The organism is Pirellulales bacterium (genome assembly GCA_019694435.1).
Lineage (GTDB): Bacteria > Planctomycetota > Planctomycetia > Pirellulales > JAEUIK01 > JAIBBZ01.
This window is the reverse complement of the sequence record JAIBBZ010000023.1, coordinates 40,302-54,960: the sequence shown is the minus strand read 5'-3', so window position 1 is coordinate 54,960 and position 14,659 is coordinate 40,302. Positions and strand designations below refer to the sequence as shown.

General features: G+C 63.8%; 14 protein-coding genes. 9 read left to right on the top strand and 5 right to left on the bottom strand.

The window, feature by feature from the left end; genetic code table 11:
* Positions 1 to 239: 239 nt before the first annotated feature.
* Positions 240 to 572 (bottom strand): hypothetical protein, encoded by a 333-nt coding sequence (locus K1X74_16360; GenBank protein MBX7167908.1) that lies wholly within the window; start codon positions 570 to 572, stop codon positions 240 to 242.
* Positions 573 to 1,205: 633 nt separating this feature from the next.
* Here K1X74_16360 and K1X74_16355 point away from each other — a divergent pair.
* The 3 genes from K1X74_16355 to K1X74_16345 all read left to right on the top strand — a co-directional run bounded on the left by K1X74_16355 (position 1,206) and on the right by K1X74_16345 (position 4,106).
* The gene (locus K1X74_16355) at positions 1,206 to 1,970 is read left to right on the top strand and encodes a UvrB/UvrC motif-containing protein (GenBank protein ID MBX7167907.1); all 765 of its coding nucleotides are present in this window, start codon (positions 1,206 to 1,208) and stop codon (positions 1,968 to 1,970) included.
* 379 nt (positions 1,971 to 2,349) lie between these two features.
* Positions 2,350 to 2,802, top strand: coding sequence for a carbon storage regulator CsrA (csrA, locus tag K1X74_16350; GenBank protein ID MBX7167906.1), 453 nt, complete (start codon positions 2,350 to 2,352; stop codon positions 2,800 to 2,802).
* A 287-nt stretch (positions 2,803 to 3,089) separates the two neighbouring features.
* Complete coding sequence (locus K1X74_16345) at positions 3,090 to 4,106, top strand: nucleoside hydrolase (GenBank protein ID MBX7167905.1); 1,017 nt, start codon at positions 3,090 to 3,092, stop codon at positions 4,104 to 4,106.
* On the opposite strand, the gene K1X74_16340 is transcribed toward K1X74_16345, so the two are convergent.
* The gene (locus tag K1X74_16340; GenBank protein ID MBX7167904.1) at positions 4,030 to 6,114 is read right to left on the bottom strand and encodes a hypothetical protein; all 2,085 of its coding nucleotides are present in this window, start codon (positions 6,112 to 6,114) and stop codon (positions 4,030 to 4,032) included. The genes K1X74_16345 and K1X74_16340 overlap by 77 nt on opposite strands.
* Positions 6,115 to 6,434: 320 nt before the next feature.
* Here K1X74_16340 and K1X74_16335 point away from each other — a divergent pair, with 320 nt between their 5' ends.
* The 5 genes from K1X74_16335 to surE all read left to right on the top strand — a co-directional run bounded on the left by K1X74_16335 (position 6,435) and on the right by surE (position 10,423).
* Entirely contained in the window at positions 6,435 to 7,208 is a 774-nt protein-coding gene (locus K1X74_16335) for a hypothetical protein (protein MBX7167903.1), read from the top strand.
* Between the two features lie 104 nt (positions 7,209 to 7,312).
* Positions 7,313 to 8,476: a DUF1559 domain-containing protein gene (locus tag K1X74_16330; GenBank protein ID MBX7167902.1), complete on the top strand. Its 1,164-nt coding sequence runs from the start codon at positions 7,313 to 7,315 to the stop codon at positions 8,474 to 8,476.
* A gap of 45 nt (positions 8,477 to 8,521) precedes the next feature.
* Positions 8,522 to 8,983, top strand: coding sequence for a MaoC family dehydratase (locus tag K1X74_16325; protein MBX7167901.1), 462 nt, complete (start codon positions 8,522 to 8,524; stop codon positions 8,981 to 8,983).
* 85 nt (positions 8,984 to 9,068) lie between these two features.
* Positions 9,069 to 9,629 carry a GNAT family N-acetyltransferase gene (locus K1X74_16320; GenBank protein MBX7167900.1) on the top strand — a complete coding sequence of 187 codons (561 nt, stop codon included), beginning with the start codon at positions 9,069 to 9,071 and terminating at the stop codon, positions 9,627 to 9,629.
* The gene (gene surE, locus K1X74_16315; GenBank protein ID MBX7167899.1) at positions 9,626 to 10,423 is read left to right on the top strand and encodes a 5'/3'-nucleotidase SurE; all 798 of its coding nucleotides are present in this window, start codon (positions 9,626 to 9,628) and stop codon (positions 10,421 to 10,423) included. Before K1X74_16320 ends, surE begins: the two co-directional genes overlap by 4 nt.
* Positions 10,424 to 10,514: 91 nt before the next feature.
* Here the strand turns inward: surE and K1X74_16310 are convergent, their stop codons facing one another.
* Positions 10,515 to 10,742: a carbon storage regulator gene (locus K1X74_16310; GenBank protein MBX7167898.1), complete on the bottom strand. Its 228-nt coding sequence runs from the start codon at positions 10,740 to 10,742 to the stop codon at positions 10,515 to 10,517.
* A 281-nt stretch (positions 10,743 to 11,023) separates the two neighbouring features.
* On the bottom strand, positions 11,024 to 12,031 hold the full coding sequence (locus tag K1X74_16305; GenBank protein ID MBX7167897.1) for a Gfo/Idh/MocA family oxidoreductase: 1,008 nt from the start codon (positions 12,029 to 12,031) through the stop codon (positions 11,024 to 11,026).
* 123 nt (positions 12,032 to 12,154) lie between these two features.
* On the opposite strand from K1X74_16305, the gene K1X74_16300 reads away from it, so the two are divergent.
* Entirely contained in the window at positions 12,155 to 13,063 is a 909-nt protein-coding gene (locus tag K1X74_16300) for a hypothetical protein (GenBank protein MBX7167896.1), read from the top strand.
* Between the two features lie 71 nt (positions 13,064 to 13,134).
* Here the strand turns inward: K1X74_16300 and K1X74_16295 are convergent, their stop codons facing one another.
* A complete protein-coding gene (locus K1X74_16295; protein ID MBX7167895.1) occupies positions 13,135 to 14,652 on the bottom strand; it encodes a carotenoid oxygenase family protein in 1,518 nt (505 codons plus the stop codon).
* Positions 14,653 to 14,659 lie beyond the last annotated feature (7 nt).

Below are 14,659 nucleotides of genomic sequence, written 5' to 3'. Positions count from 1 at the left end.
CGGCGACCGCACCCCGCGAGGTACGGATGCATGAAAGGGACTCATTATCAGTCTGCTCCGCGAAAACACAACGGGATGCAGCCCGGGCAGAAGTCCCCCCGGGCCGCGGAGGGCCCGAAATGCCAGCCTTGAAAAGCACACGAGGTCGTTCCCCAGCGGTGCAGGGAACGACCTCGCAAATTCGATGACCGAGCGAACGCGCCTAGACCCCGGTTCGCGTGGGCCGCGAGTGCTTCGGCTCAGGAATGGCCGAGCTGAGCCAGGGCATCGAGTGCCTGGCGCATGTGATCCGCACCGCCCACGGAGTCGACCAGCTTCTTGATCTCGAACAACTGGCTGACCGTCAGTCCATTCGTCATGACCCGACCGGCGCGGCGACCGCGCGGACCGGGACGCCCCGCCTTGCCGAGCAGCTTGGTCCGAATGTTGCTGACCTGCGCCGGCGCGACCTTGATTCCACCTTCTGCGAGTTTGGCAATCACGTCCTTCGGGGCCGTGTTCACGCCTAACTCATCGAAAGCCGCGCGAATGGCTTCGGCCTTGGCCCCTCTCTTCTGCTTGCCTCGTGGCATGTGTTCCGTCCTCCTCAAGAATCGAAAGTAGTTCGCCCAACTTTACCGAGTGCTAGTTAAGTCGATAACGGAAATTCATGCCACCCCCCCTTGAGGTGACTTAATTTTATCCATGTGCGGATGTGACGAATGCGAGTAGCAAATCCAGGAATCTCGCCTCGGATTACCGCGGTGCCGCGGTCACCATTGCGACGAGTCGATGTACTGTAGACAGGCGATCGAATGTCGAATGGTCCGCGATTTACACCAACGTTTCTGTGTTATCGAGACAATGAATTGTCCTTCGCGTCCGCCTGCGTCAAATCTGCGCACGTGCCTGTCCGTTGCCGCCGGCGCGTTGATCTACGACGCTCTTGTTGCCGGTTGCGGGTTCTCGCACTCGTGGTCGTCGGCGCTAGCCGCGGGGCGTGCGCGTCGTTGATCGACCTGACCGGAAATTGGGGTGCGCTCACCGCCATTCCCACGCGCGGCGTTTTATTGCGGCTGACAGGCCCATCGCGAATTGGTTTGCACGCGAAGTACTCGAGTCGCCCCCCCTCTGCGAGGCGGACTTCGCGCATCGCCAAAGACGGCTGATATAATTGCCTGCGACTTGGGAGAAACCACGGGCGAGCGAAGTTCAGTCACCCCGTCATGGCACGGCAACACCATATCGACCACATCTTGCGTTCCTGGCCTTACCAGCCGGGTTCGGTCAGCGCGCGCCGGGTGCGCGCGAAGGATGGCCGCGAAGTGCTGCAGATGCGCGTCGAAATGGGCGTTTTGCAGCTGGAAACCGATCATCGGCCCGACGGTCAGCGGCCGGGTGGGGCCGAGTCGTATTACGACTACCTCGTGGCACTGGCCGTCCACGAGGGGGACGCGTTCCGCCTGAACGAGGAGCAATGCGCCGAAGTCGATCGCGAATTTGTCCAGTATTATCACCGCCGCATCTGCTGGCTGGCCCTGCGTGAGTACGACCGGGCGGTGCGCGACGCCGATCACAATCTGTCGTTCATGGACTTTGTCCGTGAGTGCTCGGAGGACGAGAAATGGGTGATGTCGCACGAGCAGTACCGGCCGTTCATCCTCTACCATCGCACGCAAGCTGCAGCGATGGGGCTGGTTGAGCAGGGCCTGGCGGAAGAGGCGATCGAAGCGGTCACTTCCGGCATTCAGCGGATGCGCGAGTGGTTCGAACGTTACGCGGACGCCGAGCAATTCGACACGAGCGAGCTGGTCCAGCGGCTGCGCGAGATGCAGGGCACCATTCGCGATCGTTTTGGCGTCGAGCAGACCCTGGAAGAACAACTCGCCGCAGCCGTGGCGGCGGAAAACTACGAACGCGCGGCCGCCCTCCGCGATGAAATTGCCGGTCGCAAAGGGCCGCGCCGCCGCCGGCGCCGTTCTTCGTCCTAGCCAGTATCCGCTGGTGATCCTCTAGGCAGCATTCCCCAGCCATACTCCAGGCAGCCTTCGTCACGGCATTCCTGGCAACCCGCTACGGTTCGAGCGTGCGAAGCTGGGTGGCTTGCGAGAACCTTGACGGTGCCCCGCGTTGGCACTGTCAGGTTTGTACCGCGTGGCGCCGCTGGCCTGGCAAACTCTGCCGTTTGTAAGCGGTTTGTAACTTGGTGTACAAACTTGCACGCTAGCCTGCGCCGGGCTGTTCTTCCGAAGCGCAAATCAGATTGCCGGTTACGTCACGACATGCAGGCCCCCTCGCGCCTTGGCACGCGCTGTGCTCTATGAGTTCAACGCTGTGGAACAGTGAAACCAAGGCAAAAAGGAACCAGCCATGTTGGTGCTATCGCGGAAGGCGAACGAGAAGATTCAGATCGGCGACGGGATCACGGTGACCGTGCTGCGAATCAAAGGAAACCAGATCAAGCTCGGCATCGAGGCGCCGCGCGATGTCCGGGTGATCCGTAGCGAACTGCCGCCCCGCGAGATGATGGTAACCGACGCAGACGTTGCCGAAGAGGTCGAGTCTGAACTGATCGAGATGAGCGAGTTGGCCGAGATGTTCGTGGTGGCCGGCGCGCAGGAGCAGGCCGACGCCCCCGCGGGCAAAGCGGGCAGCGCTCGCGGTACAGGACGGCTGTCGTTGCCGCGCCGCGAACGAAAGGTCAGCGAGTTTGCCCCCGCGACGTCGCCCCGGTGGTCGAGCACGAACCGCCGGCCGGGATCCACTCCGCTGGCCTCGCACGTTTCGGTCACGTTGTCGTCGCGGTTGGGCGCGCAGTTGTAATCGTCGCTGAACTGCAGACCAGGTCCGTTCGAGACGGAGCCGGTACTTTTCCCTGAGCCTGTCCGTTTGCCGCGTTCGCGGCCAGCCATTTCGGTAGTGCCTGTCGTGGTCCGCAGTCGTGGACAACTCCCACGCAGGCAGCGAATCCATTATCGGTCGTAATGACCCTCGTGGTGCGCGATTGCTCGCGCTGTCATACTTGTGTCCCAGGAGGAGGTCGGCGGCCTGACGCGTGCAGGCCGCCGACCAACACGCCCTGGTCATCAAGTCTGCGAGGTTTCTTGCGTATGCGACCGCTCCGTGTCGTTGCCGTGGTGGTGTTGGCGGCCGTTGTTTGTCCCGACAATCGCTGCTGCGCCGCCGAGCCTGTGCGGCTGATTTTCGATACCGATATGGGGAACGACATCGACGACGCCCTGGCATTGGGGGTGATTCACGCTCTGGCCAGTCGCGGCGAATGCGAGCTGCTGGCCGTTACTCTGTCGAAAGACTATGCCCCGTGTGCGGCGTTCGTCGACCTGGTGAATTCGTTCTATGGTCGGGGCGACGTACCGATCGGCGCCGTGCGCGGCGGCAAGACCCCCGAGCCGAGCCGCTATATCGACGGCCCCGTCCAGGCGGTCGACAACGGTCGGCCGCGTTATCCGCGAGATTTGCCCGACGGCGCTGCAGCCCCCGAGGCGGTGAGCCTGTTGCGTCAAACACTTGCCGCGCAGCCGGATCAATCGGTGGTCATGGTCGTGGTCGGGTTTTCCACCAACCTCGCGCGATTGCTCGATTCGCCGGCCGATCGCTTCGCGCCGGTCACGGGCGAAGAGCTCGTGGCCCGCAAGGTGCGTCTGTTGTCGATCATGGCCGGCATGTATTCGGCGACCGATCGGCATCCGGAATACAACGTCTTCATCGACCTCGAGGCTGCACGCACGGTTTACGCTCGCTGGCCGAGCCCGATCGTCGCCAGCGGTTTCGAGATCGGTCGGGCGATCAAGTATCCGGCGGTGAGCATCGAGCGCGATTATGGCTACGTTGCGCATCACCCGCTGCGCGAGGCTTACGAGCTCTACATGCAGATGCCGTACGACCGTGAGACCTGGGATTTGACCAGCGTGCTCTACGCGGTGCGTCCCGACCGCGGTTATTTCGGCGTTTCTGAGCCGGGCACCATCAGCGTCGACGAGCAAAAGGTGACGCAGTTTGTGCCTGCGCCTCAGGGGCGGCACCGCTACCTCACGGTTGACGCGGCGCAAGTGGCACAGGTCCGCGAGGCGCTCGTGCAACTGGCGAGCCAGCCGCCGCAGCACTGAGCGGCGGCGCGGCAAACCCCTCCCCCGTCGGCGGCAACGGCACGATGGGCGGGTGAGCCAACGGCGGTGGCGGCTGCATCGCCGGCTGCGGTAGCTGTGCAAACTGGAACGGGTTGGTCACCGGCGGCCGGGGCAGTGCCGCAGCATGCTCGAGCAGCACGCGCCGCACTTCCAGCACGCTCAGCGGGTGCCGGTGGATCGAAATGTGATCCGAGTTCACGACGATCTCGCTCGCGATGTTCTCCAAGTGGGCGCTCGGATAACTGACCACGCCGTCGCCCCCTTCGGCGAGCGGCACCGGCTTGCCGTCCTTTTCGAGCACCCCGACGACGTTGTGATGGAGCACGCCGGGACGCAGTGGAGAACGCAACAGCACGGGCAGGATCGGCGACTTGGGCGACAGCGAGTCGATACTCGTCGCGATATCGGCGGTCGATCCATCGCGCAATAGGCCGGGATTATCGGCCAGGATCTGGCGGCGGTTTTCCTCAAACATTTGCGGGAAGATGATCAGCTTGCGGCTCAACCATTGGGTCAGCGGATTCGCAAAATCGCTGCCGCGATGCGGAGTGCCGATGGTGATGATCCGGCGAATCCCGGGATTCGCCTGGAAGAAATACGTCGCCTCGAGCGTCTTGCGCAGATCGGTCGAGGCCTTGACCAGTTGAAACGGCGTATTGCTGGCCGTCTTCCAGAACTCATCGCCGCTGTTGACCACCTGCATCTTCGCCAGCAGACCTCCCATGCTGTGGCCGACAAGCACCATCTGGTCGAGCGCCACTTCGCGATGCGCAGGATCGAGCGTCTCGCGCATCTTGGCCAGGTCCTCGCGCAGCTGGGCCGCCGAGATCCAGAACGGCTGCCCTGTCGGGTAGAGATAGAACCAGAACTGGTACTTGTTCCGGATTGCCGGCTGGCTACGCAGATCGTTGAACATCTCCATCCAGGTGATCGGGCTCGACCAGAGCCCGTGGACCATTACGACCGGAATCTTGCCCGATTCGTAGGGCGCCACCATGTAGAGCCCGCGCACGTTCTGGGTCTTGTCGACGCGGACCAGCCCGAGCGTGGCCAATTGGCCGAGTCCCGGCTGTTGTAGAAAGTAGGCCAACGGTGTGCTGAGATCGCTTTCGATCGGCACGCGTGTCGGCCCAACCATCACGTCGGTGGCGGCCAACGGGTCGTACAGCTCGAGCACCGCTTTGCGATGCGAGCAGCCCGACGAGTCGACTTGGCAGCCGGGCAAGATGCGGAGGAACGCCGAAACCGGGAATGACAGTCCCGGAGGGTAGAACTTTTCGGCGGGGCTGGGCCGCTCGCTGGCGCGGCGCACCGCGATCAACGGTACGCCCAGCCCGAAGGTGCGGTATTGGTTGGTCAGGCCTTCAATCTCGTAGTCGGAGACGAATTCAAACCGCTCGAAATCTTCCGGCCGCCAGGTCGCCTCGCGCGTGGCGATTTCGATCTCGCAGGCGCTGTTGGCGGTCTCGACCGAGAGGGCCTCGCCTGGCTCGAGCCCGCCCTGCCGTGCCAGGATCCGCATGCAGCACTCCAGCGCGCCGTTGTACAGGTCGCAGGCGCCGCGGAAATGGGGGTCATACGGGTTGCGCATCGCACCGAAGCGGTCGTCGAACAGGTAGATGTACGAGTTCGTGACGGAGATCGCGTAATAGTTCAACGCCTCGCGGGCATTTCCGGCTTCGTGCCGCTTGCCTTGGAGAAAGCTCAACTCGGCAAAGGCGTAGCTCAGCTCGGGCGAAGGTTCGCTTTGCAGGCAGTTCTGCAGCGACTCGAGCGTGCCGTCCGGATCGCTTTCCCAACGCTCGGCCAGGGCGTATTGGCGGAGCAACTGCCGGGTGCGCTCGCTGGCCTCGGGCCCCGACTCCGAATCGAGTTTGAGCACGTCCGAGAGCGGGCTCTTGGGAACTTCGCGGACTTTGACATACTGGAGCTGCGCGCAGCCGCTGCTTGCCAAGGTGCCCAGCGCGACCAGCCAGGCAACTAGCACAAAGCGGGCGCCAACGCTGCCCGGGCGGGCGCGCAATGACGGTTGCCGGTGTCGGGGGGACGGTGCCGGAAGCATGAGTCGACCGCGAGGCGGTGTTACGAAATGCTGTCAGGCAAGAAGCGCCAACTTCGCGCGTCGTGACGAGACCGCCGGGGGCGACCTGAAGCGGGGCGCTGGCGGCAACGACGCGACGGGAAAAGTACGTTGACCGCTTGCCGCGGGTCAATGTGGAATCTGCGGAGATCGCGGTGCGAGCGCTGCTGGCATGTTGGTGCGCTGCGCCGACCGCCAGCATGGGGCAAGACGGAAAGGTCGGGTGGATGCGCATCGCCTGCTTGCACTCCGTGCTCGACGACCCGGTCGCGCCACGACCACCGGCGGCCATTGCGGCCGACCTGGCCGATCTGGGGCTCACCGAGGTAGCGATCGACCTTGAGGCCCCGGACGTGCCGGCCGATGCGGCCGGCGCCTGGTTGGAAAGCTGGGCCCAGGCAGTGGCCGATACTCGGTTGCGAATCGCCTGGACCCGCGCCGCTCCTGTCCGCTGGCCGTCGGCCTGCATGCAGCTCGATGCCGCCATGCCGCTGCTAGTGCCGCGCGACGGCACGGTGGGCGCGACCCCGGCCGACTCGCTGCGATGTCTGGTCGCGCAGGCCGCCGAGTTGCGCCGCGAGATGCTTGTGGAAACGGCCGCCGACGTTTTTCCCGATGCGCGAACGGCCAGCGATCTATGGCGAAGCCTGCCAACGCCCGGTGTCGCGCTCGAATTCGACTTGGGGGCCTATGCTCGCTTCAACCCGGGGGCCAACGTCGAGATCGCGCTGCTGAGGGTGATCGATCTGGTGGGAGCCGTGCGGATGCGCGATGTCTCCGGCAGCCACGGCGACGACGACTGGTTGGCGCCCGGCGAAGGCGCCGGCGAGTTCGCGCGACTGGCCGAGATCTTTCAGTCGATGGCCTTTCGCGGACCATGCGTGATCGACTTTGGACGTCGCCGCGGCGCAGCGACCTTGCCGGCAACCAGACGTCGGCTCCGCGACGCCCTGGCCTATCTGGGCGATTGCGGCTGGCATGAATCGAGGAAGTTCGCTTGATTGGCTTGTCGCGACAGCGAAGAATGAGGCGGCTAGGCTGGGGGCCAGACAGTATTTCGAGACGGCGGCGGCCGTACTCGGAGCGGCGAGCAAGGAGTTGCCTGATGCGATGCGTACCCTCCCGGCGCGGGTTCACGATTGTCGAGCTGTTGGTCGTGGTGGCGATCATCGCCATCCTGGCGGCGCTGTTGCTGCCGGCCGTGCAGTTTGCCCGCGAGGCGTCGCGACGCAATCAATGCAGCAGCAATCTCAAGCAGCTCGGCCTGGCCATGCTGCAGTATCAGACCCACTTGGGTTGCTATCCGATGGGCGGTTTGAAGTTTCTCTTGCCCGGCAAGAAAAACGGCGAACCGGGCAACCACGGGATCTATGCCAACGGGCTGGTGTTGATGTTGCCCTATCTAGAACAACAGAACGTCGAGCGGATGTACAACCACAAGCTGCCGCTGTGGTCCCAGTCGCCCGAAGTGGCAAGCTTTGTGGTGCCGGTGTACACCTGCCCCTCGAACACCGGGAAACAGAACCCGATTCATGAAAAGCTGTTTGAAGAGCCGTTTCTGTCGGTGGCCAAGCAGGTGATGCCGGAGCTGACCGAGTTCCGCATGGGCTCGACGCTAGGCCTGACCGATTACGTGTTCTGTAAGGGGATCAACGACGGCTTTTGCGAGGTCGGCGGCACCGGGGCCTATGGCAACGGCGTACCGAAGGTCGATTTTGCCACGCGCGGGATGTTCGACATTCATCTGACCGTGCTGCCCTCGCACTTACTCGACGGGAGCTCGACCACGTTTGCGATGGGAGAAGCGGCCGGTGGACCGCACTGGCAGCTGTGCTTCGATCCAGAGTGCACAACCCCGTACGATGCGGCGCTGCCACCTGGCACGGGCTACTTTGCCCGCCAGCACTGGATCAATGTGGGCAATATCAAGTCGCTGGCCGACGCCGGACAGTACTATTCGGCGGGCATCCTGGCCTGCACCCGGGATCGGCTGAACAAAAACCCTGTCACGCATTTCCTGCACGACGATCAGTACCAGCAGACCGAAGACTGCCGCGGCTCGCTGAGCATGCCGAATAACCCGCAAAACAGCAAAATCTATAACCCGAACCATCCGCATCGCGTGCCGAATTTTCGCAGCGATCATTCCGGCGGCGCCAATTTTCTCTTTGCCGACGGACACGTCGGGTTTACGGCGGACACCGTCGATATTTGGTCCTATCGCGCGCAATCGACGATTAACGCCAAGGACGATTTGGCGATCAAATAGCGCGCGACGGCGGGTATGCCCGCGCTACCACGAGAGACTGTCGAGATGCCTAAACGCGTGATTCAGGGGATCGAGGAGCTCAAGACGCTCGTCGGACAAACAATCGGCGTCAGCGATTGGCTGGCGATCGATCAGGCCCGCATTCAATTGTTCGCCGACGCCACGGGCGATCATCAGTGGATCCATTGCGATCCCGAGCGCGCCACGACGCAGTCGCCCTATGGCCGAACGATTGCCCACGGCTTCCTGACGCTTTCGCTGTGCACCTTGTTGAGCGACATGGCCTTCACGATCGAAGGCATTCGCATGGGGCTCAACTACGGTTTGAATCGAGTGCGATTCCCAGCCGCCGTGAAAGAGGGTTCGCGCATCCGGCTGGTGGTCACGTTGCACGATATCAAGGACATTCCCGGCGGCGTGCAGGGCACCTTCAAGAATACGATTGAAGTCGAGGGCGTCGAAAAACCGGCCTGTGTCGCCGAGGCCGTCGCTCGATTCATCGCCTGAGCATGCCGGCGGTCGTCCGTCGGCGTGCTGCGCCGGTTCCACAAGGTGGGCGAACCGCGGCCGCGCCGGACGTGTCGAACGACGCATGACTCACGCGATCTCCTCTTTGACCACCGCCCGATTGTTGCTGCGGCTCCCCGAGCCGGACGACGTCGATCGCCTCGTCGGCGCGGTGCGCGCGTCGCTCCCCGGCCTGGGTGCCTGGCTGCCGTGGGCGCACTCGGCCTATGGTCCCAACGATGCCGTTCGCTGGATCGAAGACTGCGCGCCGGCCTGGCACAAGGACGAACAGTACGCGTTTTCGCTGTTCGATCCGGCAAGCGGCGACCTGTTGGGCGGCTGTGGCTTGAACTTTATCGACCGTGCCCACGCTCGGGCGAACCTGGGCTACTGGCTGCGCGACGATGCACGCGGCCGGGGCCTGGCGGTCGAGGCGACCCGGGCCGTGGCGCGGTTCGGCATCGAGTCGCTCGGATTCGAGCGTTTGGAAATCGTGGCGGCAGTCGACAATTTGCCGAGCCAGCGCGTGGCCGAACGTAGCGGCGCCCAACGCGAGGGGATCGCTCGCCGGCGCATTTGCCTGGGCGGGCGTTGGCACGACGCAGTCTGTTATTCCATCGTGTCGGGCGACGCAGCCGTGAGTTGACGAGCAGCGTCGATTGCCCGACGCTAAAGGGGCTCGTTTCGCCCGATCATTACGCCGTGAGCCTGGCGCGCATGCAGCTCTTGCTGACCAACGACGACGGCATCGACGCGCCGGGAATTCAGGCCCTGCGCAGGGCCGTCGAGATGCTCGGCGAGCCTGTCGTCTTAGCGCCGAGCGAGCCGCTCTCGGGCTGCAGCCATCAAGCGACGACCCATCGTCCGCTGGCGCTGTTGCGCCGCGCCGATCGACAATTTGCGCTCGATGGCACTCCAGTCGACTGTGCCCGCATCGGCTTGGGCCACCTCGCACCGCAGACCGATTGGGTATTGTCCGGCATCAATGAAGGCGGCAATCTGGGCGCAGACGTCTATCGATCGGGCACGGTGGCCGCGGTCCGCGAAGCCGTGCTGCTTGGCACCCCGGGCGTTGCCATCTCGCAGTACCTCGCCAGCCGACACCCGGTCGACTGGGATCGCGCTGCCCGCTGGAGCCGTACAGTCCTTGCCCGGCTGCTCGCCGAGCCGTTGCCGGCGGCCACCTATTGGAACGTGAACTTGCCCGACGGCCCCGAGGTCGAGGCTTGTATCGAGCGGTTCGGTATCGACTGGGTTCCGCCCATCGTCCACTGTCCTTTGGATCCCAACCCGTTGCCCGTACGCTTCGAGGTTCAAGACGACGTTTTTCATTTTCGTGCTCGCTATCAAGAACGGCAGCGAACGGACGGGCACGACGTGGCGTTGTGTTTCGGCGGTCACATCACCGTCACGTCACTAACCCTCCACTTGCGCGCCTGAGTCCCGTGGTCTTCTGCCCCCGGACTCTGTCAGCACGTCGGCGCGGGGACCGCCTGCTCGATCCCTGGTGCTGCAGGCGAACAGCCTCGCGTTACCGTGGCGGCATCGAACCGACGAGCGTCGCCGGCAACTCGGTCGTCACGACCGGGGCGTTGCAGGGAGTTTCGGGAAAGGGCTTCAGTTCGCTGCGGATGATCTTCATGTTCGCAGGGGCCGTGATTCCCAGCGTGACTCGGTTGCCCGAGATGCGGGTCACGGTCACCGTGATCCCTTGGCCGATGTGGATTGCCTCATTGACTTTGCGGCTAAGAACGAGCATGGCGTGGGCCTCCTTGTGACTGTGCCGCCGGTTACCTCCGGACGGCCGTGGGTCGAACGAGAAGACCTAATCGCAAGGGGGATGCCAGAACCGCTTGAACAATTCCCTCGAGGCTGCTTGGATTTGTTTAAGTCTTTATTGGATAATGGATTGCGGTTTTTTGGTTCCGTGGGAATCGTCTCCGGGTCGGCCGGACTGATTGCTGCGCAGGCCCGGTAGCCGTCCCCTTCTGAGACCGGATTCTCATTTTAGGACGCTGCGGCCTTGCTATCGCCGGCCGATCAGGGTGCTTGGTAGCCGGCCTTCTGCAAGACGCTTTCGAGGGTGACCGGGGCGCCGCCTTGTCGCTTGCTTTCGTCGGCGGCCTCCATGAAGGCGAAGATCTCGATCGTCTCCTCGGCACTGACCGGGGCTTGCCCCGTCTTGAAGAACTTCACGATTTCGACCACGAGCGGTTCATAGCCGGCGTAGCCGCCGCTGGGGACGATGCCGTCGCTGCCGAAGACCAGGGCGCCGTAGTCGGCCTTGCCGCCGCGGATGCCCCGAAAGATCCCCACCCGGCCGTCCTGCCACAGTCCCGTGACCACGTCGACGTCGGGGGTATGGATACGGGTCACCGATTGGCAGCCGGTGCCCATGATCGTGAACAGCACCTCAGTGGCGTGAATTCCATACCAGAACAGGTCGGGATGGTGCGATTCGAGGGCGCAGGGGCCGTAGGCCTCGCAGCCCAGGACCTTGCCGACGCGTGGATCGTTGCGCATGCCCAGAATTCCCGGGCTGAATCGCAGCGAGGAACTGGAGAAACAGGGTACGCCGGCCTCCTTGGCCAGTCGATAGATCGTCACGGCGTCGGCCAAGGTGCCGGCCACCGGTTTGTCGATGAAGACCGGCTTGCGTGCCGCCAGAACAGGCTTGAGCTGTTCGAGATGCGGCCGTCCGTCGACGCTTTCCAACAGGACGCAGTCGACTCGCTCGAGCATCGCGGGAATCGAATCGACGATTTCCACATTCAGCTCGCGCAATTTTTCGACAAAACCGGCCACGCGCCCGCTGCTTTCGGGAATATCGGGGCTCCCGCCGGGAAAGGCCGCCACGATCTTCAGGTCCGCCAAATCTCCCGTGGCGTCGGGGCGGTTCAGTAACGAGGCGAACGCGACCACGTGCGACGTGTCGCAGCCGATAATGCCCGCTCGGAGCGGCGCGGCCAGCACCGTGCCGGAGGCGCCCAGCACGACGACGAGCAACAACGAGACCAGCGCTAGCAGTCCGGACGCCGACGAAGTCATGACATTCCTCATAGTGTTGAAACGGGGCAGCGGCTCTCGGGCCCGGCGGGCGTGCAACGCGCCGCAGGAGGATTACAATACGCGGACTTCTCGGCTTCAAGCGAATTCCCTGGCGAGGACGACATGAAACGCGTGGTGCTGCGCGGCGTATTCACAGCGGTGGTCGGGCTCGTGGCGGCGTCGGGCGCCTGGGCCCCGGCGCAGGACGCTGCATTGACGGCCAAGTTGCAGCAAGGCTTCAAGGCGCTGCGCGAAGGCAAGATTGCCGAGGCCGAGACGATCTCGCTCGAACTGGTGGCCAATACCAACCTGCCCGATGCGCATCTGCTCCGGGCCGCGGTGCTCGAGCAGAAGCAGGCGTTTCGCCAGGCGGCTTCGGAATACTCACAGTTGCTCAAGATCCGGCCGCGGGCTGTCGAGCTGTACCGGAAGCGCGGCGAAATGTACTTCTACCTCTCGATGTTCGAAGAAGCCCAGCAAGATTTCGATCGGATCATCGCCATCGACGAATCGCAGAGCAAAGACGCCTGGCAGCGCGGGATCACGTTGTACTATCTCGGCAACTTCCCGGAGGCGATGCTGCAGTTCGAAGAGACGGGCAAGGCCTCGCCCAACGACGTCGAAAACGCGCTGTGGCATTTTCTTTGTACGGCGAAAGTGTTCGGCATTGAAGAGGCGCGCAAGCGAATGTTGCCCCTGGGCAAGGATCACCGGATTCCGATGAAGGAGATCTATGCCTTCTACAAGGGCGACGTGCAGCAGCAGGCGATTCTCATGGCGGTTCAGGCCGACGCCCCGCCGGTCCCTGAGTTGAACGAGCGACTGCTGTACGCCCACCTCTATGTGGCGCTGTTCCACGACTTGAACGGGCGCAAGGAGCTCGCGCGCAATTTCCTCGCCGCATATGTCGATAACATCAAGGCGCCGGCCCAATTCATGTGGGAAGTCGCGCGCGTGCACTACGAACGGCTCAAGGTCGAACTGGCAAACCAGCAACCAGACGCCGGCGGCAACAGCACGCGTGCGAAATAGTTGCGCCACCGGTCGATCGATTTTTCGGCCGGAAACCGCGATCGCGCAGCAGCGGCCCAAACGCCCGCGCGCTAGCCGCTGAACATGCCGCCGTCGAGCCAGATGCCGTGGAATCCAAACGGAATCCGCGCTGGAATCACCAGTCGCGCCCGTGGCGATCGGGTGAAGTTGCGGGCATCGAGCAGCACGAGTTCGCTGTGCTGCTCGGCTGAATCGACCACATAAGTCGCCACGAAACCATCGTCTTCGTCCTTTCCGCCGGGCCGGGGGATGAAGACGCCCTCGCCGCCAAAGCGCCCGGGGCCCAGTTCGTGACGCTCGACAGCGCCCGAGGCAAAGTCGAACTTCAACAGGGCATTCATATCGAACGCCATGGCATAGCCATAGCGCGCGCTGCGCCCCAGGAAATGCTCGTTGATGCGCGGAAACTCGCAACTCTGGTCGTCGAGCTGCTCTTCCTTGACTTGACCCGTGGCAAAGTTCATCCGCCAGCGATACATCACGGCCTTTGGGCCATCGGCCAGACCGCGGGCTTCCTTGGCCGCCTGCGGTCCGATCGCCACGGCCGCGGGATAGTCGTCCATGCGGCAGCCCAGCAGCACCACCTCGTCGCCGTCGTCGTAGGCGTTCAGCGTGTGGAACATGAAGCAGCCCGCCGTGTCGACCGACCGCGGGGTGGGATCGCCGCGCCGCGGCACGCAGGTAAATCGGGCCCCCAGGTCCTTGTCGAAACGGAGCATGGAGCCGGTGCGCTGGGCGGCGGCAAAGTCGAAGACGGCCGGCAAATCGCAGAAGATCGCCTGCGAGGCGGTGATCGCAAAGTCGTGCATCATGATCGGGCGCCGCATCGGCACGCTCACCGTCCGCTGGAGCTGCCCTTGGGCGTCGACGGTGCTGTGCCGAATGTTGCGCGACATCGCCGAGTAGCCGAAGAACAGCATTTCGCCGGTCTCCGGATCGACCTTGGGATGCGCGGTGAACGGGTGTCGCAGCTTGCCGCCGTAGTCGTAGGGACCGACCGTATCGAGCCGTGGCACTGCGATTTCGTGCGGTGGGCCGGCCTCCCAGAGCGCCAACAGCCGGCCATCGTGCCACGCGAGTGCCGTGTTGGCTGCGTTTTTGAACGGTGCTTCGCCCGCGGCAATGCGTTGCAGATCGGGCAGATCGTTCATGCCGGTCCACAGCGCCCGGCCGGCCTCGTGTTCGGCTTGCCATCCGGCGGTGCGCACATAGCGGTTGCGGTAGCTGGCCTGGCCGGCCTGGATGCGGACGCCGTGCAACATGCCGTCGCCGTCGAACCAGTGATAGTTGCCTTTGGGAGGAAACTGCGGATTGGGTCCGTTGCGGACGAACATCCCGTCGAGATCCGGGGGCAACTCGCCGATCACCTCGAGCCGTTCGACCGTGATCTCCTCGTGCACCGGCGCGAAGTCGCCCTGCAAGAACGGGCTCAGCGGCGGGCCGTCTGCCGGGCGATCGTCGCCCGATGCACTCCAGGCCAGGCGCCCCACGGCGGGCCAATGTCCGGCGGCCACGAGCAGGCTGGCCGTGGCGCTGTTGCGGAGAAACTCGCGACGCGGGCTGGCCATGGTTTGA

Excerpts from the sequence above, each read along its gene's own strand:
- csrA (MBX7167906.1), top strand. The coding sequence starts at position 2,350 with ATGTTGGTGCTATCGCGGAAGGCGAACGAGAAGATTCAGATCGGCGAC.
- K1X74_16355 (MBX7167907.1), top strand. The coding sequence starts at position 1,206 with ATGGCACGGCAACACCATATCGACCACATCTTGCGTTCCTGGCCTTAC.
- K1X74_16360 (MBX7167908.1), bottom strand. The coding sequence starts at position 572 with ATGCCACGAGGCAAGCAGAAGAGAGGGGCCAAGGCCGAAGCCATTCGC.
- K1X74_16300 (MBX7167896.1), top strand. The coding sequence starts at position 12,155 with ATGAAACGCGTGGTGCTGCGCGGCGTATTCACAGCGGTGGTCGGGCTC.
- K1X74_16335 (MBX7167903.1), top strand. The coding sequence starts at position 6,435 with ATGCGCATCGCCTGCTTGCACTCCGTGCTCGACGACCCGGTCGCGCCA.
- K1X74_16325 (MBX7167901.1), top strand. The coding sequence starts at position 8,522 with ATGCCTAAACGCGTGATTCAGGGGATCGAGGAGCTCAAGACGCTCGTC.
- K1X74_16330 (MBX7167902.1), top strand. The coding sequence starts at position 7,313 with ATGCGATGCGTACCCTCCCGGCGCGGGTTCACGATTGTCGAGCTGTTG.
- K1X74_16310 (MBX7167898.1), bottom strand. The coding sequence starts at position 10,742 with ATGCTCGTTCTTAGCCGCAAAGTCAATGAGGCAATCCACATCGGCCAA.
- K1X74_16295 (MBX7167895.1), bottom strand. The coding sequence starts at position 14,652 with ATGGCCAGCCCGCGTCGCGAGTTTCTCCGCAACAGCGCCACGGCCAGC.
- K1X74_16345 (MBX7167905.1), top strand. The coding sequence starts at position 3,090 with ATGCGACCGCTCCGTGTCGTTGCCGTGGTGGTGTTGGCGGCCGTTGTT.
- K1X74_16320 (MBX7167900.1), top strand. The coding sequence starts at position 9,069 with ATGACTCACGCGATCTCCTCTTTGACCACCGCCCGATTGTTGCTGCGG.
- K1X74_16305 (MBX7167897.1), bottom strand. The coding sequence starts at position 12,031 with ATGACTTCGTCGGCGTCCGGACTGCTAGCGCTGGTCTCGTTGTTGCTC.